Genomic DNA, 23,803 nt, shown 5'->3' on the forward strand with positions numbered 1-23,803 from the left:
GGAAAAATTACATTATATTATTCTGTTACAGTGTAAATTTAGCTTCAAGATTCGCTTTAGAACTTGTACCTACAAAAACTTTAAAATCGCCTGGTTCAACTATAAATTGTCCAGTATTATTAAAAAATCCTAGCTCATTCTCCGTAAGGGTAAACGTAATGTTTCGTGATTCGCCAGGATTTAGCGCGACTATTTCAAATCCTTTCAATTCTTTTACTGGTCTAGTAATACTTGCATACATGTCTCGTAAATACAATTGAACAACCTCTTTTCCTTCAGTTTTTCCTGTATTGGTTAACGTTACTGAAACTGTAATTTCTTTAGAGTCCTTAAAAGAATTATTTACTTTTAAATTTTTATAACTAAATGTTGTGTAGCTTAAACCGTGACCAAAAACGTATAACGGATCATTTTTTTCATCTTGATAATGAGACCAGAATACCACATCTGCACCTGGTAAACTTGGTCTTCCTGTATTTTTATAATTGTAATAAATTGGTACTTGACCAATACTTCTTGGAAAACTCATAGGCAATTTTCCGCTTGGATTATAATCGCCATAAAGGACTTGTGCAATGGCATTTCCACTTTGTGTTCCTAGTTGCCATGCTTCAACTATTGCAGGAACATTGGCGTCTGCCCATTTTATAGCAAGCGGTCTTCCATTGTTTAAAACCAATACTACATTTTTATTGGCTTTATAAATAGTTTCTAATAATTCCTGCTGAACGCCAGGCAATCCTAAATCTGTTCGACTTCTTCCTTCTCCACTTTGAAAACCGTGTTCTCCGAGTACCATTATAACTACATCGGCTGTTTTAGCTATAGAAACTGCTTTACCAAATTCTGATTTATCTGTTGAATTTATCTTTACTTCTGTAATAAAATTAGGGTTATCCACAACCACATCTGCTCCCTTGGCATAAGTAATGGTATTTCCTGAATATTTTTTTAAACCTTCCAAAACCGAAATAGCTGTGCTATCCTCGGCAGCAATACGCCAACTTCCTAACGGACTTGTTTTATCTGAGGCTAAAGCACCTATTACCGCTATATTTAAACCTTCTTTTTTAAGCGGAAGAATACTACCTTCGTTTTTAAGTAAGACAATGGATTTTTTAGCCATATCTAAGGCTGCATCGTGGAGTATTTTACTACCAGTAATTTCTTTTTCACGTGCATCGTCCAAATATTTATAAGGATCGTCAAACAATCCTAATTCAAATTTTACTTTTAAAATGCGTCTTGCTGCATCATCTATAACGGATTGTTCTACTTTTCCGTCTCTAACTAATTTTGCTAACTCATTAACATATAAATAAGACTCCATGTCCATATCTGATCCTGCATTAGCTGCCATTTCAGCCGCATGAGTTCCATCTTTGGCATGGCCATGTGCAATCATTTCTGTTATTGATCCCCAATCTGAAACCACAAAACCTTTAAAGTCCCATTTTCCTTTTAATATGTCGCGTTGAAGGTATTTATCTCCAGTTGCTGGTACACCATTAAGCTCATTAAAGGAATTCATAAATGTTTTTACTCCTGCATCTTTTGCTGCTTTAAATGGAGGTAAAACAACATTAAACAGTGTTGATGTACCAATATCTGCTGTGTTATAATCTCGACCTGCTTCGGCAAAACCATAAGCAGCGAAATGCTTTGCGCATGCTGCAATTGTATTATTATTAGCTAAATTTTCGCCTTGAAATCCTTTTACTCTGGCTGCTGCAATTTTAGAGTTTAAATAGGTATCTTCTCCAGCACCTTCCATTACGCGTCCCCATCGTGCATCTCTCGACACATCAACCATTGGAGCAAATGTCCAGTTGATACCTGCTGCAGATGCTTCTAAAGCTGCCATTTCTGCCGATTTTTTTATAGCTTGTAAATCCCAACTCGCAGATTCTGCTAATGGTATTGGACTTAACGTTTTGTAACCATGAATAACATCAAAACCTATTATAAGTGGAATGCCAAGTCTGGATTCTTCAACTGCAACTTTTTGCACCTTTCTTACATCTTCCACACCTCTAACATTAAGCATAGAACCTACATACCCTTTACGCAGATGCTCGTATTTTTTAGCTGCATCTCCTGCTTTTGGAGCTGGCCCTGTTAAATCCCAAAAACCGTTGTATTGATTCATTTGACCTATTTTTTCTTCTAAGGTCATTTTAGATAATAATTCGTTTACCTTATTATCAATATCGGTATAGCCCGAATTCGTTGTTGCTGAATTTAAAGCAAAGACTTTTTCTGTCTCTTGATTACAGGATAAAATTGCAACAAAGAAACTAAGGTATAATAGGATTGCTGTTTTTTTCATGTTATTGGTAAACTCTTATATAATCAATTTCCATAGTGTCTTGTGTAAATGCAGGGTCAATATCTCCACCAAAGGTTCCTCCCATTGCTACATTTAATATTAAAAAGAAATCGCTGTTAAAAGGCAATGATGCAGAATTAATTACAGAGTGAAAAACTTCACCATCTACAACAATCTTTATAACATCTGGAGTCCATTCTAAAGTATAATCGTGGAACTCTGATGTTGCAGTATCTACATTAATAGTACTTCCATCACCATTTGCACCAAACATACCTGGATAGTGTAATGTTCCGTGAATAGCATTCAAATCATTACCAACATGCTCCATAATATCCATTTCACCGCATCCAGGCCATGTATTAGTTGCATAGTCTTCTCCTAACATCCAAATTGCTGGCCAGGTGCCTTGAGCGGATGGTAATTTAGCGCGTGCCTCTATTCTTCCATAAGTAAATTCGTATAAGTCTTCAGATTTTAAACGTGCTGAAGTGTAATCTGATCCTACTTTTTTTGCAGTTATTTTAAGCATCCCATCATCCACAATTACATTGTCTGCATTATTTGTGTAAGATTGTGCTTCGTTGTTTCCCCAACCATTATCGCCAGTACCTAAATCGTATGTCCACTTTAGAGGATCTGGTGCGCCATCAACATCAAATTCATCTTGCCATACTATATTGTTATAAATGGTTTGAAAGCCTTCCGTTTCTCCTTCTTCGAGAGATGTAATAATAAACCACCAATCGAATTCACCATTACCATCTGTTGTTCTTAAAACTAACTCATTAGGAACATCACGACTAAAAATGTCGTATTTATGGTCACCACCAGTATAATATCCTATAAAACCTAAACCGGACAAATTAATTGTTTCTACTCCGCCAGGCGCAGTAATTACCCAATTTTCAGAATAATCTTGGTAAGGATAATTTTCTATATCTGCTCCATTTGGTGTTTCGGTATGAGGACCTAACTCGTCTATTAAATTTACACGACCAAACACCGTTCCCGTAGGATCAACTGTTGGATCATCGTTTGTACTGTTTACAATATGAGTGAATGTACCATCAGCATTAAAGATATAACGATCATCGTACATTCCTGTATCTGATTTTTCTCCTGGTCCTGCTCCGTACCATTGAGCTGGAACATCTCCTCCTACTGGTCCAAGACCAAAATGCCCTTGCTGTTCAGATTTAATTCTCCATGTTTTTGAGCCATCTCCTACTAATGTTTCTAATAAGGCTGCAGGCGGCGAATAAGTTGCTAAAACGTCTACTTCTATTGTTGTGGTAGTAGACACACCACCAACGCCATAAGCAACAACTGTTACTACATACGTGTTTACACCTAAATTTGCAAAGGTATAGGTTGTAACTCCAGAAGGTGCGTTTTGTTCTACACCACTAAAACTGTATTTGTAACTTAAAGCATTATCCGCAGTGGCTGTAAACGTTACAACACCGCTACCATCTCCATTTGGATTAGCAGCATCCTGCCCTATGATATTAGTTGTAACCGTAATATTAGTGGGTGCATTAATTTCTCCAAAGGTTTGGTCTTCATCTTGACATGCAAGGACAAAAAACACTAAACTAAACAGAGGTATTATTAATTTTAATTTCATTTTCATAGCATATATTTTTTTAGATTGTCTTTAAATAAAGGTTCAATCTTAATTAATAGACAGCGATACGTTATCTATATTAACCATTCCTATTTCTGCACCTAAATCGAAAAGTACTCGAGCATCTGTAGCACCAAATCCTGTTGCAGTTAAGGTTAGTGTATAAGTCGAAACTGTTGGAGTTATACTTACATTTTCGCTTGTATTGGCAAAAGAGCCTGAACTTAGACCTATACCTGCAATGATTGATCTGTTAACATCGGACCACGCATCGAAAGTTAGCGTGTACGTTTCGTCTTGAATAATTTCAAGTTTCTGACTCACGTTTACAGCAAATGCGTCTCCTGCTGAAGTGACATCTACAGAATAATAAGTGTTTCCTCCATTTGTTACTACTGGAGCAGGACTATTATCGTCTACGCCAACTATCCATGGATTAGCTCCATTTTCAAAATCTCCATTAGTTAATAAATTTGAAGAGGCTACAAATAACGAAACATTATCGATATTTACCATTCCTATCTCTGCACCTAAATCGAAGAGTACGCGAGCATCTGTTGCACCAAAACCTGTGGCAGTCAATGTTAAAGTATAAGTAGTTACTGTTGGTGTTATATCTACCGATTGGCTTGTATTGGCAAAAGAGCCTGAACTTAAACCTATACCTGCTATGATTGATCTGTTAACATCTGACCATGCATCGAAAGTAAGTGTATAGGTTTCGTCTTGAAAAATTTCAAGTTTCTGGCTTACGTTTACAGCAAATGCATCTCCTGCTGAAGTGACATCTACAGAGTAATAAGTATTACCGCCATTGGTTACTACTGGAGCAGGACTGTTATCGTCTACACCAACTATCCATGGATTAGCTCCATTTTCGAAATCTCCATTAGTTAATAATCCGTCATCAAATGTAGAACCTGTATTAGCATCTCTATAGAAATAAAAATTGTCTATATAAACAAAAGCCGAAACACCATCTGAATCTATTAATAGCTGTGTTATATTATTTTTATTAGCTAAGTTTCCATTGTCGAAACCTGTCATATCAAGTTCTATACTTTGCCAAGATCCTGCAACAGTAGTTCCTAAAGACTGCTCTGCTTCTCCTCCATCAACGGTATTTACAATTTTAACAAGTAATTCGTTTGTTGCTCCTGAGGGTACCCAATAATCGATATGCATTTTCTCCATGTTGCTTAAATCTACGCCATCAACATAATTAGTTACCATACCTAAGAAATCTAAATCTGATAGTTTCCACACATTATCACCATCTACTGTAGTTGCTTCAAAAGTTGTGGCAGACCATGTTGTTGGCAATTCATCTAAAGTAACATCATTATAAGCATCACTAAAAATTGAAACCACATCGGCATCATCTCTATTAGGAGGTGTAGGTGCTGCTGCAACTGGAGCTAAGATTTCGGTTACTTCAAAATCTTCAGAATAAGATAATGTATCTACTGAACCACTAAAAGCAGTTACTGTTATGGTGTAAGTGCCTGCATCGTCATATATAAAAGAGGTGGTTTCGCCAATATTTGAAGATAAAACTGTTCCTGCCGGATCTCCAAAATCTACCTCGTAAGACATAGCAAAGTCTGCTGTAGCAGTAACATTAACTTGCTTAGAGACTGCGCTATCATTCTCTATAGTAACCACTAAATTTTGTGGTGCTTGAAATGCAACAACTATAGTTTGCGCTACAGCGGTTGTTTTACCATTTATACCAGTGGCTGCAATTACAACTTCGTAAGTGCCTTCTGTATATGTGTTTTGAGTGCTTTCTCCTGGGTTTAATAGTCCTGAATCTAACCCTGAACCATCGCCATAGTTTACTCTAAAGCTAGCCACATTTTCGCCAGTTGGTGTAATGGTTACAAGACCAGAATTATCTTGCGCAATAGTAATTACGGCTGCCACATTCGATGGCGCTGGTAACACGCTAACATCTGGTAAATCGTCGTCGGTTGAACAACCAATAATGGCTGTAATGGCAACGAATAAGCTAATAATGTACTTAAAATTTTTCATCTTATTTTTCATTTTTATTTTCATATTAATTTTTTAATATCCTGGATTTTGAGACCAGCGATTACCTGTTAATTCTATCTCAATTTGAGGAATAGGAAACAATTCGTGTTTACCTGCTACAAAGCCATCTATTTCTGAGGCTGCACGACCTGTTCTCACCAAATCGAAAAAACGATGTCCCTCTCCAACTAATTCTACACGACGCTCGTGATAAATAGCATCTGTTAATGCAGCACCTGTTACGGTTACGTTATGATCCATATCGCCAAACGCACGTTGTCTTACTTCGTTCAAATAGTTTTGAGCTCTGTCATCTGCAATTGAACCTCTATTAAGCGCTTCGGCAGCCATTAGTAATACATCTGCATAACGTATGGCTCTGTAATTATTAGGGTTTGTTAAATTTTGATCACCAATGTTAGAGTCTCCCTGACGTGCAATATATTTTCTGTTAAAATAGCCTGTATGTTCATAACCTGTTCCAAAGGTTGCTCCTGTTGATGCTGCCCATGCATCTATATCTAAAATAGCAGTATCTATTCTTGGGTCATCGTCTTCAAATTCATCTACTACTTCCTGAGTTGGTACATTAAAACTAAATCCAGAATCGAACATTGGTCCATTATAATTACGAATACCGTTAAAACCAACGGCTACATTTCCTTCACTACACTGCAAACATTCGAATCCTGCACCTTCAAGGTCTGTATATTGTACTTCGAACACAGATTCTACGGTGTTTTCATTATCATTTTCGAAAAGTGTGGTATAGTCTGAAATTAAATCGTGCGGACCAAAATTTATTAAATCTTCTAACACAATTGCTGATGCTCCAAATTTATTTTGATAGAGATATATTTTACCTAAAAGTGCTTGAGCAGATCCTTTTGTTATACGACCTGTTTGCGATTGTACATAAGGTAAATTATCTATAGCGTATATTAAGTCGATTTCCATTTGTGCATATACTTGCTCCTTTGGTGTTCTATCGACTTCAAACTGATCTCCAAAAAGAAAACGTTCATCTACTATTAAAGGCACATCACCAAACCATTTTACCAGTTCGAAATAGTAATATGCTCTTAAAAAACGTGCCTGAGCCAATACGTTTTCTTTACCTGAAAAATCTGTTTTATCCTGAAATTCTAAAATGTAATTAGCACGATTAACACCTGCGAACATCCAGCCCCAAATTGAACGTAACTGTGCATTACTTGGTGTATGAATCATGTCATCAATTTGCTGAATTCCCGGAACATCTGTGGCGCTTTCTCCTCCAGCTAAAGTATTATCTGATGCGATTTCGCCTAACATTACATTAAGGTAGGTAGATTGTAATAAATCGTAAGCACCAATTAGAGCATTTTGATAATCTTCTTCAGAATTAAAATAGTTTTCTGAACTTTCATTTTGAGATTCTACATCTACAAAATCGTCACTACAAGAAATAACAGTAACTACTGAAATTAAAAGCAATAGTATGTATTTTATATTCGTTTTCATTATTTAAAATTTTACGTTAGTTCCTAATAAAAATGTTCTTGGGTTTGGATAAAATCCGTTATCAATACCACTACCTATTGGTGCTCCATTTGAAGTAGTTGGATCGAATCCTCTATACTTTGTTAATGTAAAGGCATTACTTACAGATACGTATAGTCTAAAATTTTCTAAACCAATATTTTGCAATTTGTCACGATTAAAAGTATAACCTAACTGCATGTTTTGTGCTCTTACAAATGAGCCATCTTCTACGAAATAATCTGAAAATGCTGTGTTAGAAGTAGCACCTTCTGTAACTCTTGGATTACTGTTGGTAGTGCCTGGACCTGTCCATCTGTCTAAAATATAAGTAGTTAAATTAGTTTTAGCACTGTTTCTATCATAATTTCTAACGATATCATTTCCTATAGAAGCGAAGAAATACGTCTGGAAATCAAAGTTCTTATAATCGAACGTTAAATTTAATCCCATGGTAACATCTGGAATTGGATCTCCAATAAACGTTCTATCGTCAAAGTTTATTTCACCATCGCCATTGACATCGACAAAACGTAAATCTCCTGCCTGAGCATTAGCCCCTAATGCTAACTGTGATGGATGTGCATCTACTTCGGCTTGGTTTTGAAAAATACCATCAGTCTGTAATCCATAAAACACACCTATTGGTTGACCAACTTGCATTCTTGACGGTGGGTTTGCCTGGCCAATGCCAAAACTTCCGCCAACCTCATAACCTATGCTGTTATTTACCTGTAATACCTCGTTCTTTAATGTAGCAAAATTATAACTTACATTAAACTTAAAATTATCTGATAAATTATCTTTATAACTTATTTGAAACTCAACACCCTTATTTTCAACAGTTCCAGCATTAACTATTGGATTACTTGATCCTGGTGCAGAACTACCTAAAATTAAAGAACTCTCTACTGGTAATAATAAATCTTCTGTTCTACGGCTAAAATAATCTACAGTGATATCTATTTTATTATTTAGTAATCTTGTTTCGAAACCAATATCGAATGCTTTTTGCTCTTCCCATTGAATCTCGGGATTAGAAATTCTTCCAACAGCATTTCCAAACTGTAAAACATCATCAAAAACATAAACGCCTTCTCCATCTAATAAAGATTCGAAAGCAAAAGCTGGTATTCTATCATTACCAAGAATTCCATAAGAGCTTCTGAACTTTAAAAAATCTATAACATTACTGTTTTCTAAAAAAGACTCGTCTGAAGCTACCCAACCTATTGATGCCGATGGAAATATTCCAAATTTATTTAGCGGACCAAACGCTGTGGAACCATCACGTCTTACAACTCCGGAAAATAAATACTTTCCTTTGTAATTATATTGTATTCTTGTAAAGTAAGAAAGTAATCTCGAGTCGAAAAAGCGGTTACTAATTTGAGCGTAAGGATCTGTAATAGTTTCAGCATCATTAATGTCTGCATCACTAAAAGCGGTGTTTTCTGGCAAACCATTACCCACAGTTAAGTAAAAATCTCCTGTAGTTTTAAAGATTGAGGTTCCAAGCGTCGCTTGTATATTATGTGTATTATCATTAAAGGATGTTTCATAATTAATAAAAGCATCAAACGTATAATCTCTGAAAAAATTTATTCCTTCGGTAAACTGTACATTATCGGTATTATCGAAAACAGAGCCATTACCATATTCTACAAGTGGATTAAGACCTCTACTTCTTACTTCGGAATAATTCCATTGGTAATTCGCTTCAGCACTAAAACCTTTTAAAAATTTATAATTCAAACCAAATACTCCACTTATTTTATCGACTTCAGTTCTATTAAATGTGTTATCAATTTGTTTTAATGGGTTTACAACTTCAATTGGATACCCTGCAGATGATGTAAATTCGCCATTTTCATCTCTCGGTGCATCAGTTGGTGCAAAATTTAAAGCATTAAATAATACTGATCCTAAACCACTTTCTGGTAAGGTTTTTCTTGTTGTGCCTGTATAAATTAAATTCGCCTTAAAATTTAAGTTTTCTAAAATTTCTAATCCGTAATTAATACGAGAAGTATATCTGGTGAAATTTGCTTTGCTGCCTCCAATTATACCATCTTGGGTTAATAACGATGCTCCAAAAGAATAGGTTGATTTTTCTGTGCCTCCACTTGCAGTAATTGAATTATTAAATATTGGAGCGGTTTCAAAAACTTCGTCTTGCCAATCTGTTCCTTTGTTTAAATCAAAGGTATTTGGAAATGGTAAATCGTTTCCAGCAGCAACGGCTGCTTCATTTTTAATTAACGCATATTCTGTTGCATTTAATAATGGAATTTTACGTGTGGTTTTTTGAAAACCAGCATAAGCGTCGTAATTAAACGTAAGTGGTCTGTTTTTTTTACCTGTTTTAGTAGTAATTAAAATAACACCATTTGCAGCTCTTACACCATAGATGCCTGCTGTAGCATCTTTTAAAACAGTATAGCTTTCAATATCTCCAGGATTAATTACACTTAAATCTTCTATTACATTACCATCGAGTAAAATTAATGGTTTATTATCTCCATTGGTAGAAATACCCCGTATTCTAATATCTGATGTACTTCCTGGTGCTCCAGATTGAGAAGTGACATTTACACCAGCAACCTGTCCTTGCAAAGCTTGTTCAATACGTGTTGGTTTTAAAGCTTCTATTGTTTCGCTGGAAATGGTTGATACAGCTCCAGTAACTTCTTTTCTCTTTTGGGAACCGTATCCTATTAATACCACTTCATCTAATTTGCCAACATCGCCTTCGAGAGCTACATCAATTAAGGATTGTCCATTCACTGCTTGCTCCTTAGATATGTAACCAACGTAGCTAAATTGAATTGTTGCATTTTCTGGGACGTTATCTAAAACATATTTTCCATCGAAATCTGTAGAAACACCATTATTAGTATTTTTAACTATGATGTTTACACCAGGAATAGGCTGTCCATCTGCAATGTCTGTAACAGTACCTGATACACTTATTGTTTGGGCATAAGAAAAAACGCTTATGCAGAAAGTAAAAAGTAAGGAAAATTTTATTTTCATCGAATTAGTTTTATTGTATTCTCAAAATTAAGTCAAAACATTGATGATTTGTTAATAACAACCGCTACAAATAATATACAATCTAATTAAAACAGGTGTAAATTGCTAAATCAGCATTAGAGATACAGTTATAGTGTGATGTTTGAGACAATAAAAGAAGACTATCGATTTTAAGAAAATTTTAAGAAATCTAAAAATGTTGTGGTAATGTATGGGAAAAATTACTGTTTGTAATACTATTACAACTCTATGATGTAGTTAGCCAAACTCGTCTCGTGCGGTAAATTCATTTTTTTTCTTAAACGATATCGCTTTACTTCGACACTACGTGGTGAAATGTTTAGTAATGGTGCAATTTCTTTAGAAGATAGATTTAACCGCAAGTAAGCGCATAACTTTAAATCGTTTGGTGTTAATTTGCTGTGTTCTGCTTTTAGCTTTTGTAAAAAATCCTTATCTGCATTATTAAAAGCTTCTTGAAAAAACTTCCAGTCGTCTGTATTGTTTATGTTTTTATCAATTATCTGAACAACCTGTTTAATATCGTTGTTAGACTTAATGTCATTAAGCTCTTTTTTAATACCATTTAACAATTCGTTTTTTCTTATTAAACTCATTGTAGAGATGGCTAATTCTCTACTTTTTCCATCAATATCTTGTTGCAGTTTAAGGTTATCGAAATGCATTTGCTGTTGCTTATTTTCTAGGTCTTTAAGTGCTAAATCTCTTTCTGCTTTAACTAATAATTTATTTCTTTGTTTGATGTGGTACCTATTATATAATCTCAGTAAAAATATTATAAGTAAGATAAAACTTATTAGATAGATTGCGGTGGCGGTATTTGTTATGTACCAAGGTTTACCAATATAAAATTGATAACTTGCCGTGTTTTGAGATTGGTTTTCACTTACTCTCGCTCTTACGTTAAACGTATAGTTTCCTGAGGGTAAATTCTTATAACGTACTGTTGGTGTTGTAGACCATGAGCTCCATTCATCATAGATTCCAAGTAATTGATGCTGATATTCAACAACTTTTAGCTTGTCGAATTGAGTAACACTGTAAGAAAAAGCTATATTGTTTTCTTTTGCTTTTAAGTCTGCTTGACTATCTAATGGTAGCAAAGTTGCGTTTCCATTTAATTCACTTTTATTAACTGAATTAATAAAAACGTTGTTAGTCGTATTATTAAATTTGCTTATATCTATTATTAAATAACCTGAGGACGTCCCAAAAAGATATTGGCTATCTTTTATATGAATGATATTCTCATAACTAGTTACTCCATTCCTTAGGCTGTTTGGTAAGGTTATTTTTTTTATTTCGGGTTTGCTGGATAATTTTCCTGCTTTAACATAAATAATTTCTTTACTGTTGAAACCCCAAAGCGTATGTGTAACATCGTCGTAGATTAACTTACCTGATGAATAATTTACGGGGTTAAAATACTGACTTAAGACGGCATCTTTTTTGAAGGATTTGGCACTTACATCGTATACAAAAGCACCTTCTTTATACACATAATACACCTTGTTATTATACTTTAACAAGCTCGAATTCAACCCATTATCAATGGCATCAATTTCAATATTTTTTGCCGTTAAATAATCACTGTCGACTGTTACCTTATAGACACCTTTATACTCATGGCTAATTAATATGGTATTATCATCTACCATTTCGAAAAATCTTGAAGAAATATCAAACCCTTCAATTTTATTTCTAAATACCCATTGTCCTTGCTGTTTTTCTAAAATATTCAGTCCGTTGTAATTACCCTGTAACAGAAGGTCTGGATGGTTTGGAATGGTTTTTACAGACCAGGCTCCTTGAATATCTACGATTTTATTTGCCCGATTATTAGTTATTATAAAGGTACCTGTATTATGACCACAAAACAATTGATCATCGATATCACTAAGAAACCAAACCTGACCTTTCGTCCCTTCTATAAAAGTGAATTTTTTATGATCTAAATCCATATTTCTATAAAACAATCCCTGATTTGTTCCTAAATATAAATTCCCCTCATAAATAATGGAAGTATATACAGAACCTAAATCACCTTCTGTATCATTAAAAATTTTAATAGGCGATTTGCTATTAACACAATTAATACCGTTATCTAAGCCCAACCATATATTGCTATGACTATCTTCAAAAATAGAAAGTATTGTGTTATTACTTAGTCCAAGATTTTGATTTAGTTCGTATACCAGTTCAAACTCCTCATTTAACACAATTAAACCATGAGAAATGGTTCCAAACGCAAAACCACCATCCCTAAGCCTAATACTGCTATATACGCTAAAGTTAGATAGCTTACTATTTATAACATTGGTCCATGGTTTCAATTTATTATTCTCATATTGGTAGAAACCATTATTTTCTGTCTGAATTAATATGGTATTTCTATAATTATACATATTAACAACTACATTTCCTTTTACTATAGCATTATCAAGGAATAGTGTTTTCTTTCCATTAACGATACTATAAATACCATAATTAATGTCTTGGAAATAAATGCTATCATTCACTTTATAAAGCTTGGTAATGGCAGCATCTGTTTCTATTAATTTATAGGTGTTTTCCTGTGTGTCGTAAATGTATATTCTATTTAAGGATCGAAATAATATCCAGTTGTCTACATTTATTATTTGCCAAAACTGCTCATCTTCTATTAATGGGATATTACTGTTAGCAGATAACGATGTATATTCTAAAACACCAAAAGCATTCCTTGTCCAAAAGCCAAACTCCATGTAAGCACCTGTGTAAATTTTTTCACCAACCACCTTTACAGCTCTTAAAGTTGTTTCATTTGGTGAATTGTAGCGTGTCCATTTAGCACCATTATACTCTATAAGCCCTACTTTATTGGCTACAAAAATCGTTTGGTCTTGGGCTTGGGAAATAGCCCAGTTTTGATTTTCACCATTGTATTGTTGTGGTGTAAAAGTATTTATTGGAGGTAATTCTTGGGCATTAAATTGCGTGGTAATTAGCGTAAAGCCTAATAATAGAATGAGTTTTATATACTTGAAAAGATTATGCTCCATAACAATAATTGTAATGCAATATACAATTTTGTATGGTTATTAGTTGAGATAAATTGAAGACACATCAACCGAGTTGTATAGCCTATTACTTCCCAATACAAAATGTAATGTGATACTGATTATCAGATAATTAACTATTAATAGATACAAATAAGCAACAAAAAGTGTTGAATTATAGCTAATTAAGGACTAAAGATAGGAAAATTTAGAGGTGTAAAGATAAAAAAACCGCCCCCAAATGAGGACGGTTTTTCAAGAAAACGTCAATCGCTATTAAGCAACTGTTACAGAACCTAAATAAGAGCTATTCGCTACTTTAGAACCATCTTCTGAGATAAACGCTAAGAATACCTCTACATCTTCACCTGTGTATTCAGAAGGCACAGAAATGCTTTCTGTTCCGGCTGTCCTTACTGGTCCAGCTGTGGTAAATACACTTTCTCCTCTTGTAGCATTGAAAAGCAAGATTAATGCTTTATCAGTAGGCATTGCACTTCCACTTCCAGAGTTATCTGTCCAGGTTACATCTACTGTTGCAGCACTTAGAGAAGTAGCCGCTCCACCAACTGCACCTGTAAGATTTCCACGAGTTACCAAAGAGTTTGCGTAGTCAATAGCAAAACTTGGATAAGCTCCTGTAATTGCATTGTTCAAGTTATAAGACATTGCAGCGTTAAACTGTGTCATCTTGTTCGCATACAACTTGAAACCAACTCGCAAGAAGTCTGTCATTGGTTGCAGGAAGCGAAGTACCGTTGAAAACTTTGAGCGTTGGTCAACTTGTCCTTCGGTTCTTGGGTTCGCTACACTGGAAGGTTTAATTCTTAGGTAATCAATGCCCTTCCAAGTTCCACCGATTACATTCCCAACCTGTCCTGAGACACCACCGAGAATACCTTGATTAATTTTTCCCATCTTTTCTATATTTTTTGGGGTTCAACAAATGTTCGGACTTGGCACGGACTTGACTCGGCTTTGTCCCTTTTCAACTAATATACTTCAATAACTATGCATTAGTTTAGTCAGGGTTGTTGTTGCTTTTCTTTGCTCTTTTTTGCCTATAAGAAATTGATTTTATGACAGATGCAGCGTTCAAATCGCACCTGTTTTATTCATCAACTTATAGAAGATTGCCTTTTTGGCGGTATCAATAATTTTTAATGAAAGCTTGAGTTTTTCCTCATTAATTTCTAAGAGTTTTAGGTGGTGAATTGACTGGTGAAATAACTGCGGATGTTTACTTGCAATATTTTCACTATCTCGAAGGTGCTTTTTAATATCTCCAATCGTAATAAATGGAATTACAGAACCTTTTAGATAGTAATGGAATGATTTAGATTTCCATAATCCGAAGCAAAGCCAATACATAAAATCCTTATCGGTTTCATTGGTCGTGATGCAGACAAAGCAATTCGGACAAGGTTCATTCAGCGGTTTTCCGCTATTCAATCCTTTATTCAATATAAAGAAATGAGGTTCGGAATAATTCTGGTTTAATCGGTGGGTTTTGATGCGAAACGTTTTCATACAGTGAGCCATTAAATATTTGCTCGCTTCGCTTCGCACATTCATTTTTAAAAGAGAAAAGAAAAAAGGAAAAAAAATAAAAGAGAAAGCTCTGATTCAGGCGGGTATGGAAGGGTTGTCAAGGTTTTTGGAAAAAATACTACCCAAAGGGTGGAGATTTTTATCAAAACCCGTAGGGCTTGACCTTGAAAATCCCTTTGAGCGTTGGCATAGAGCGTACCCGCCTATATTTGCTTTTCTCTATTATTTATTGACTTATTATACACTTCCAAGGAGAAAAAAAAAGAGCCCCCTAAAAAGGAAGCTCTGATAATGATAACTCTAACCAAAATAGGCGAATGGTGTAATCTGTAACACCACAATGAACTACGCCTATAAAGAAAGGACGACCTGATGAACGAATACCCGCTAACAACCAACGGCTACCACAACGGACTGAAAAGAGTGACTTATACATAATGAAATAAATTAAATTAAACATAGTGCCGTATCACAGGAACGGTGCGATTGGTGCAAGGGCTGTGGAAAAAAAATACTACCTATAAGGTGGAGATTTTTTTATCCAACAGGCGAAGCGAACCCTTGTGGCTCTCGCATCCGCACACCTGTACCTTTGCTCTATGTTTGAGTTTTTTATTACTCTATAATCGGATTGAGAATTAGACTGACTCTTTTAAACTGTTTTAATTGAAGTATAAAATCAAAAGTCGGATTTCTAAAAGAACCTAAGTTCAATTATTAACTGGAATGTGTATCGTTAGTCAAATCGTGCGTAAACGCAGGTAAAAACAGCCTTGAGCTAATCGGCTGGACAATGGCTGCAAGTAGTGAGGTACGAACGGATTGCGGACTTTGGACAAGCAACGCGAGCCGCCTGCGAGTGGAGCAAGGGTGCTACCAACAGAAGCCCTGATAAGGGTGGTTTGTAGCTATGTGTGTAGTGGAACGTAGCCTTTTTGTAATTTTTCTTTACACAAAAAGGCGGAGTGAAACGGAACTTACACAAGGCTTACCGCTTTAATAGCCATAGCGATAGCGGAGGCAAATCAAACAGCAGTAAGCCGCAGCCCGTAGCGACCCGCAGGCGAGCAAAATTATGGGTAGTGGTTGGATTTTTTGCGACTGACTGGAGGAACGGAAGGAAGTGGCAAAAAAGACAAAGGAACTACCGTGACAACTGACAGAGGAACGCAATAAAAGTGACAAGCTGCGTAGCTTTAGCGAAGTACCCGAAGGGCATTGCAGCTCTTTTTTTGACCTTTAAAAATTGAAGTATTCCAAAAAATGTGCTGTAATGGCTTGGCGATTTTATTTGCTGACGAACGAAGGCGGAACACCGCTTTACCTGCGTTTGGATGTGCGTTGGGAAAAGCAAGTGCAGGACTGAATGAATTGAAGTGCAACGGAAATGAATGAAGGACTTCTCTTGCTGTACGTTGCAGGAAGTGGGTGATTGAAGTAAGAGAGGCACGAGCGAACGAAAAGAACCTACTGGAAGCAAATGGCTGTGCGTTGGGGAATATCCAAATGCTTTTATCTATTATTAGCCCAATATACTATCTAAATATTGTTGATTGTTTATTAAAGCTTCTTCTAAGATTGATTTATAATAATTATTACCAAATACGGTTTTATCTTCATTTATTTTGGTCAAAACAAGTTGTTTTATTTGATTTTCATCAAGAAGATGACTACTTGCAGCAATTAAGTTAGTCAACTCAGAAATGACTTTATGGCTCTCTTTTTTAAATCTTTGAGGTAAATTTAAACGTGAATAGTGATTCTCTAATAATTCAAAAAAATCAGGATTTATATTATTAACATTACGTAATTCAAAAGATGGTTGAATGTTATCTACAGTAATAAGCAAGTCCACAAACAGATACTGCTCACTTGGTAAAATGTCCGTATAAAGATTTAAGAAAATAGTTTTGTTATTCTCTTTCCAGTTTTCATTTTTATGGCTGTTACAAGTTGTACACGCAGGCAATAAATTCTTTGGGTTAACTGAAAACTCAGGAAATTCATCTTTAGGAACAATATGGTCTAAAGAACCAACTGGTGCAGTAGTGCAATACTGACAAGTATTCATAGCTCTGTTATCTAAAACAGTTGTAATACTATTTTTTAATTTTATTAATCTTGAATTACCAGAAGAATACAATTTAAGCAAATCCGTTTTTTCTTGGTTTACATAACCGTTTGGAGTTAAACTGACGTGATTATTCGTATTATGAGCGGTTTCATAATCACCAAATAGAATCTTAATGTCAGGAGCGAGTATATTAACTCTTTGTTTGTAATTTGGGTCTTTGCTGGAGTTTCTTTTTGAGCCAATAACTTCATCTAAGAAATCTGATGTGTCTCCACTATAAACGTTAAGATTTCTCATCAATAATACTTTTTAAATAGATTCTTGTATTAAGGCTCAAAGGAATATTGTCAGATGCAATTAATGATAATATTTCATCATAAGATTTACCTGATTCAACTAAGCGATTTAATATCCTTTTGTATTGATTTGGAATGCTATTATTACCAAAAATATCTTCAGTAATTACCGTCAAATTTTCACCAAACGTTTCGGAAAATGGCTTTCTAACACTTAAAACAGCTTCTTCTCTTTCCATTATATAAACATTATGCGATAGGAGTTCTCGAACTATTAGTGGAGAATGTGTTGCTAAGATGCAGTAAGATTGAAATTCATTAGTGAGACTATATATTGCATTTATTAATTGAGATATAGCATTTGGATGTAGATGGGTCTCTGGTTCATCATAAATAACTAATGAAGCGTAACGAATATTTGCTACAATCTCCGTAATTATATACAAGAGAATACTTTGACCTGAACTAAGCTTTTTGCTAACACTATTAAAACCTTTTATATCAACTTTTTCTTCAAATGAATCTTCATCTCCAACTATTAACTCATTGATTAATTCACGGTCTAAAAAGAAAGGAAGTAAATTAAGCCATTTATCAAACCTTTTATTAGTAGCAATCTTTTTCCAAGAGCTATGAAATCTAAGTTTTAAACCCTTTTCACTATAAAGCTCACCCTTTGAATCTTTGAGGCCACAATAGACATAATTAAAATCGGCTGTTTTTTTTGGTACGTCAAATGAATCAAATGCACTATAAGAAACTGCAATTACTTTACTAAACAAAGGTGTTTTGGGAGTAAAAACTTCATCCTTTTTTTTAGAAATATCTATAGGTAAAGAAGTTATTAATTGGGTTTTACCTGTACCATTCTTACCTATTAAAGCAAAAATCCTACTTGGGACAGTTCTATTTGCATCAAAATCAAAATGAACATCTACTGCTTCATCAGCAAACTTTGGTTTAAAAGAATATTGGAAACTGTAAAGATTTTTTAGGTTATAATCATAAAGACGATACTTTACCTCACGTAATAGCTGTTCTTGCTCATCATTCCTTATTAATGAATTTCTGAAATAGTAGTGGTTTTCAAACTCCTCTAAAATATCAGGATATATGGCAATGTCTTTTAACGCCCAAAAAATACTATTGTATGTCTTTTCAAATAATGATTTTAATTTTTCATAATATTCATAATCCTGACCAAGTGAACAAAAATTTTCATTTAACACGGTGAAACTTTCATTCAGTATATCTGGCGTATTATCTACTTCTTGATGAATAATTTTTACAGGACCAATATTCTTACATTCAGAAATGCTTGAATAGAAATACAAATAATACGAAGACCTATTACTAAAGTCATTCCAGCCGCTATTATTAACAAGAACGAAACAAGGAAAAGAGAGAGGAGTTTTATGAGAATTTTTATAATCATAATAACCAGTAGGGTTATTATCTACATAAAAAGGTATTTTGTTTTCAATTATTGTAGAAGGTACATTGCTTGTGCTATTAACTTCTTTAACTTCATAGACTGATAAACCTTCATCATTATATGATTCAAGTGAATAGTTTAAATTTTCTTTTTCTAAATAAGGGTTTATTAATAGATAGTATCTCGTAATATCATCTTCTTTTTTCCTAATATTTGGATGGATAATCTTATTTAAAAAGGTAATAAATACATCAGGGTCATCAATAATGTTAAACCTATCTGTTAGAACATATTCATACTCCCAATCGTAATTATTGACTAAATGCTGAAAAGCATCTTCATAAGCATTTGAGAATCTATCATCTTCTGATGGAAGAGATTTCAAATCAAACATTTCATCTAAAAAATCAATGATACTAACAGCTTCTTGAGGTTCTCCAAATAAATCCTGCTCTGATAAAAGCATTCTGAGTATATCTAACCTTATTTTTTTTGAGAGTTTATTCATATTGCCGTTTGGTTTCCATACAAACCAAGCTTATAGTTATATTTAAAATAATAGTTTACTTTATAGTCTCCGTTGCGTAATTAAGAAGTAAAGTGATTACTATACAGCCTCTACTTGTTCTTCAAATGCTTGTTCAATCAATTCCATTATGTAATCTAAATCATTAAGATTCTCTAAACCTACTTCAACATCTCCATTACCCCATCTACCCAAACCTGATACATCTTTACAAATACCTTTCGGGTCTTTAATACGGTCAAATTCAGTGTTCAATGAAAGACGTAATCTTTTCTTTTGAGGAACAACATCAACGAAATTTGTTTGTGCTTTAAATGCTATGTATAGCTTTTTAAATTCTACTCTTACCGAAGCATCTAAATTTAAAACTCGTTTTTCAAGATTCTTGTACAATTCCAACATATCACCTTGTAAGTGGTCATAATGTTCAATGTTATAAACCGCTTGTTCTTTAGTGGTTTCAGGCTCTTTGTATAACTCTAATCTATCATTAGATAAATTAGGCTTTTGCCATACTGTACAGGCTCTTTCAGCTAATTTGGAAGCTCTTTTGAGTATAGCATCTTCATTCCAAGTTGTAGCTTCTCTTACTGAGGAATTTAAAAACAAAGGACTTGTATCAAAACCACCTTCTATTGATTTCTTATCAGCAAATGGTCTATCTGATAATTCTGAATTATATCCGGTTAACGAAAGATTACCTAATGAATGTAAATATTTGTCTTTTACTGTTTCCCAATTCTCACCAAGTTCTTGTTTCCATTGTGGAGATACATTCTGATTTTGAGGTAAAATGTGTTCTATTGTATAGTTTTCAGCATTAACCAATTCTTTACGTTTCCAGTTTTCAAGAGATTCTAACAAGTAGTTTCTTGACCTAAAATTGTAAACGTCTTTAACTTGTAATTCCTTTGTAAATTCAGCATCTGAAGGGAAACGTCTATAACCATCCATTAACAAGAATGCAGCTTTAACTGATTCCAAATAGGTTTCTCTTTTAATTCGCTTGTAAAGGGTTGCAAAGGTTTTATTAAGACTGTTTGTTGGAATACCACAAATTGCTCTTCTGAATACATAATTAGAAACCAAGGATATGATTTCAATAAACTCATCTTTGTTTATTTGCTCTTCTTCAAAATCACCATATACAGCCAATAAGAAAGGATATGAGGTGTCAATTTTAAGTTTTGTTATCTCTTTTAATTTCTTAGCTATTTCGGTGTCTTGTTCCTTTAATAGTGCTATTCGTACATAGAATTTTGAATATCTGTGTAAACTCTTTATGGCATCTTCAACGGTTTTAAAGCCGTTTTTAGAATTGAGAAACCTTTTGTAAGTCTCATACACAAGATTTATTTTAGGAATGGAAGCTTCCTTCATTGTGAGATAATCACGGATAAACCAAGCGAGAGCACCAATATTTTCACCAAAGCTTTGTTCCATTGGATACCAATATTTTTCATAGAGTACATCTTGAAGTTCTAAAGGCTGACCCATTAATATGTAATTTCGTATCAAATCGGCTTGTGATAAGTCTAACCCTGTAGAGTTCAAACTCTCAAATATTAACTGTGGATTGTCTTTGTCTCTTTCAAGAATTACATCAACTATAATCAACTTCTTAATACCGTGGTAAATGGCTTGAACATTCTCAGAGTGATATTTCCCTTTGAAAAAATTATAGTTATCTAATACCTTTTTAGAATAATCTCCGTCAATTTCTATTTCATCAATAAGTTTGGTAAAAGTAGATTTGTCTTTACGAGTTAGAAGCAACTTAAACTTAGAGTCATCCTTTCTATGTTTGTTTACTAAATAGGTTTCTTGTATTTCTTCCCAAGTCTCATCTTCCAATGTAACATCTTCGTGTTCCTTTAAATAATGAATAAGAGCAAGAAGCATTAAGGAAACTGTAGTAAGTCTTTGTTGGCCGTCAATTACAAGTAATTCGGGAACACTGGTAATTGGAGAGTTACCTGGTTTAAAATAAACTATAGAACCTATGAAATGTGAAAGCTCTGTAGCGTCATTACCTACTCTTAGAATATCCTCAAACAATTGCTGACATTGCTTAATTTGCCAAGAATAGGTTCTCTGGTAAATTGGTATTGTAAACTGCTTCTTGCCGTCTAATAAGCTTAATAATTGTGCTTGTGTTGCTTCCATATATTTTTAATTCTTTATCCTTATAAAAACCAAAGATTATCTTTTCCAAATTCGGGTATTTCGTTACCGTCAAAGTGTGGGAGCATTTCTGCAACCATTTCAGGGTATTTTATAGTAACTGGTAAATTCTGTTGGCGTACAGATTTCCAATACATTCTACTGAATTGATATACCTGGTCTATAAGTTCTCTTACTGTTTTATAATCATCTACCAATTCCTTTTGAGTACAGTAGATTTTAAGTTTAATCGGGAATGGGAAACCATCATAGAAATTAAACTGATTGTTGCTGTATCGGGTATTGTTGAACAACAGGAATTTGTTGTAACCAATATTGATGTATGTACCGCTTAGTGGCATTAAATCTTTCCAACCTAAATCAAATGCTACTATATCTGATGATTCCGTTTTATTGATGGAAACTATGAATACAGGTATTCCTAATCCTAATCGTTTTAATCCATCTTCGATGGGTTGTAATTCGTCTTGGCTCATTGTCTTGTAAAAATGAATTACCAAGCGTTTTATATCAGGATTTAGAGCTGCATAATCCTTAACTGACTTAATGATGGAACCCGCCAATTCTCTCGTTTGGTCTTGTTGGAAACATTCAAAACGGTTAAATCTTCCATTATTAGAAAAACTGAATGCACTTCCTATGTATTGAACATCAAAATCAGGGTTTTTAAATGCTCCTACACCAACTACTAATTCTTTCTTAACTGTATTGTCCAAACGCCAAGGAATACCGTTTAATTTGGCTAAAATGGCTATGGCAATATTGGGTAGACTAAAGTAATATTTATCGTTACTCATTACTTTTTCTGCATCTATTACCTGAGAGGAAATTCCTTTTTTAAGTAGCAACTCTTTGAGTCTGTAATAAATCTTACGCCTTGATTTATCAGGTGAGTTTTTGGAAAACGGACTGATGTAAATAGCTATGTATTGAATATCAGGTTCAAAATGCTTTTCGGTAATCTTAGTGTAAATTTCAGACCAAGGATTATCTAAATCTTCAAAACAGATACTGAACCCTTTTTCTGTATGGTAAGGCGTATGTATAAACTTTGACAAACCACCAAAACCTCTTTCTGTACCTCTAAAATACCTGTCCATTTTCTTAGCAACCTCCACATCTTGCTTATGGTATATAAAGAAAAAATGAATGTTTGAAGTATCACTAAAATCAAATGGTCCATAGTCTTTCATACCACTCATAGGAACAATATGCGTTTTACCATCACCAAACAATAACTGGTTGCTATTGCTTTTTACTCTACCTAATCTAATTTCTTCAACAGGAATAAACCCATTTGAGGTAATTGGAATGAGCTGTTTAAACTCTTCAGTATTTAGATAGGTCTTATAAAAGAAATCAATTGCAGTTTTAAACTTTATGTACTTGTTGGATTTATCAGGTGCTTCCGTTGTTTCCCCTAAAGCATCCCGAATATCGAAGTTCCAAACAGGAAATACTTGGTCGTAAGCTCTTTTACCTGCACTTGGCAATTCATCAAATTTATATAGACCATTTTCAAATATTACCCAATTAAAAGCCATTGGGGAAACGGATTCTTGTAATTCTTCAACTGATTGTTTATAGACTTTTGAAGTACCCTCAAAGGTTACGAGTAATTCCAATTGTTTTGTTACCGTCTTGAATTGTACCTTAAGCGAATAGCGGTCGAATAGATTAAATTGACCAGTTTTATCGTACTTCTTACTTTGTAGCCAAATTTCTGTATCACTTATAAAATTAGGTTTAACCAAAAAGCCTTTACCTGTGAAGTACTCGTGAATTTGTGAATTATAGTATCGTTTTAAAAGAGATACTGATAAACCTGAATTATGAACTCTAAAAGAGCGTTCTTCTCCGTTTTCATCTTCCTTTGTTTCGTAGCTTGGGTTAACCGCTTTTGTAACTGGATAAAAACCCTCTATTTCTTTGGTGTAAGATGTGTAATAATGCTCTTGTTCCCCAAACTCCTCAATAACCTCATCAGGAACTAAACTATGATACACCCTTGTAAGTGTTTCATTTTCTACATTGGTATAGTAAAATGTAAGTTCTTCCTGTGGGTGATTAAATGTTAGTATGTTGAAACAGTGATTTTGCATTATTGCTCATTTGTTTTTATCGG

12 protein-coding genes are annotated in these 23,803 nt (G+C 34.2%); all 12 read right to left on the reverse strand.

What is annotated here, in order from left to right:
- Positions 1-25: 25 nt before the first annotated feature.
- Entirely contained in the window at positions 26-2,329 is a 2,304-nt protein-coding gene (gene bglX / locus ACVC43_RS00920; protein WP_452222696.1) for a beta-glucosidase BglX, read from the reverse strand.
- Between the two features lies 1 nt (position 2,330).
- Positions 2,331-3,965 (reverse strand): glycoside hydrolase family 16 protein, encoded by a 1,635-nt coding sequence (locus ACVC43_RS00925; RefSeq protein WP_452222697.1) that lies wholly within the window; start codon positions 3,963-3,965, stop codon positions 2,331-2,333.
- Between the two features lie 42 nt (positions 3,966-4,007).
- A complete protein-coding gene (locus ACVC43_RS00930) occupies positions 4,008-5,996 on the reverse strand; it encodes a hypothetical protein (protein ID WP_452222698.1) in 1,989 nt (662 codons plus the stop codon).
- A gap of 33 nt (positions 5,997-6,029) precedes the next feature.
- The gene (locus ACVC43_RS00935) at positions 6,030-7,499 is read right to left on the reverse strand and encodes a RagB/SusD family nutrient uptake outer membrane protein (RefSeq protein WP_452222699.1); all 1,470 of its coding nucleotides are present in this window, start codon (positions 7,497-7,499) and stop codon (positions 6,030-6,032) included.
- Between the two features lie 3 nt (positions 7,500-7,502).
- Positions 7,503-10,553: a SusC/RagA family TonB-linked outer membrane protein gene (locus ACVC43_RS00940; protein WP_452222700.1), complete on the reverse strand. Its 3,051-nt coding sequence runs from the start codon at positions 10,551-10,553 to the stop codon at positions 7,503-7,505.
- Positions 10,554-10,792: 239 nt separating this feature from the next.
- On the reverse strand, positions 10,793-13,615 hold the full coding sequence (locus tag ACVC43_RS00945) for a triple tyrosine motif-containing protein (protein WP_452222701.1): 2,823 nt from the start codon (positions 13,613-13,615) through the stop codon (positions 10,793-10,795).
- A 273-nt stretch (positions 13,616-13,888) separates the two neighbouring features.
- On the reverse strand, positions 13,889-14,530 hold the full coding sequence (locus ACVC43_RS00950) for a DUF6266 family protein (RefSeq protein WP_452222702.1): 642 nt from the start codon (positions 14,528-14,530) through the stop codon (positions 13,889-13,891).
- A 177-nt stretch (positions 14,531-14,707) separates the two neighbouring features.
- Positions 14,708-15,142: a DUF6943 family protein gene (locus ACVC43_RS00955; protein ID WP_452222703.1), complete on the reverse strand. Its 435-nt coding sequence runs from the start codon at positions 15,140-15,142 to the stop codon at positions 14,708-14,710.
- A gap of 1,543 nt (positions 15,143-16,685) precedes the next feature.
- Entirely contained in the window at positions 16,686-17,534 is an 849-nt protein-coding gene (locus ACVC43_RS00960) for an HNH endonuclease (RefSeq protein WP_452222704.1), read from the reverse strand.
- On the reverse strand, positions 17,521-19,476 hold the full coding sequence (locus ACVC43_RS00965; RefSeq protein WP_452222705.1) for an AbiJ-related protein: 1,956 nt from the start codon (positions 19,474-19,476) through the stop codon (positions 17,521-17,523). The genes ACVC43_RS00960 and ACVC43_RS00965 overlap by 14 nt, the downstream gene beginning before the upstream one ends.
- A 99-nt stretch (positions 19,477-19,575) precedes the next feature.
- Positions 19,576-21,660 carry a GmrSD restriction endonuclease domain-containing protein gene (locus tag ACVC43_RS00970; protein ID WP_452222706.1) on the reverse strand — a complete coding sequence of 695 codons (2,085 nt, stop codon included), beginning with the start codon at positions 21,658-21,660 and terminating at the stop codon, positions 19,576-19,578.
- Between the two features lie 20 nt (positions 21,661-21,680).
- Positions 21,681-23,780 (reverse strand): Piwi domain-containing protein, encoded by a 2,100-nt coding sequence (locus ACVC43_RS00975; protein ID WP_452222707.1) that lies wholly within the window; start codon positions 23,778-23,780, stop codon positions 21,681-21,683.
- Positions 23,781-23,803: the final 23 nt, after the last annotated feature.

The sequence above is a fragment of the Lacinutrix chionoecetis genome (assembly GCF_053604665.1).

What these genes read in the sequence shown, in the direction of transcription:
- ACVC43_RS00940 (WP_452222700.1), bottom strand. Translation starts at nt 10,553, where the DNA reads ATGAAAATAAAATTTTCCTTACTTTTTACTTTCTGCATAAGCGTTTTT.
- ACVC43_RS00945 (WP_452222701.1), bottom strand. Translation starts at nt 13,615, where the DNA reads ATGGAGCATAATCTTTTCAAGTATATAAAACTCATTCTATTATTAGGC.
- ACVC43_RS00960 (WP_452222704.1), bottom strand. Translation starts at nt 17,534, where the DNA reads ATGAGAAATCTTAACGTTTATAGTGGAGACACATCAGATTTCTTAGAT.
- ACVC43_RS00955 (WP_452222703.1), bottom strand. Translation starts at nt 15,142, where the DNA reads ATGAAAACGTTTCGCATCAAAACCCACCGATTAAACCAGAATTATTCC.
- ACVC43_RS00925 (WP_452222697.1), bottom strand. Translation starts at nt 3,965, where the DNA reads ATGAAAATGAAATTAAAATTAATAATACCTCTGTTTAGTTTAGTGTTT.
- ACVC43_RS00930 (WP_452222698.1), bottom strand. Translation starts at nt 5,996, where the DNA reads ATGAAAAATTTTAAGTACATTATTAGCTTATTCGTTGCCATTACAGCC.
- bglX (WP_452222696.1), bottom strand. Translation starts at nt 2,329, where the DNA reads ATGAAAAAAACAGCAATCCTATTATACCTTAGTTTCTTTGTTGCAATT.
- ACVC43_RS00950 (WP_452222702.1), bottom strand. Translation starts at nt 14,530, where the DNA reads ATGGGAAAAATTAATCAAGGTATTCTCGGTGGTGTCTCAGGACAGGTT.
- ACVC43_RS00975 (WP_452222707.1), bottom strand. Translation starts at nt 23,780, where the DNA reads ATGCAAAATCACTGTTTCAACATACTAACATTTAATCACCCACAGGAA.
- ACVC43_RS00935 (WP_452222699.1), bottom strand. Translation starts at nt 7,499, where the DNA reads ATGAAAACGAATATAAAATACATACTATTGCTTTTAATTTCAGTAGTT.
- ACVC43_RS00970 (WP_452222706.1), bottom strand. Translation starts at nt 21,660, where the DNA reads ATGGAAGCAACACAAGCACAATTATTAAGCTTATTAGACGGCAAGAAG.
- ACVC43_RS00965 (WP_452222705.1), bottom strand. Translation starts at nt 19,476, where the DNA reads ATGAATAAACTCTCAAAAAAAATAAGGTTAGATATACTCAGAATGCTT.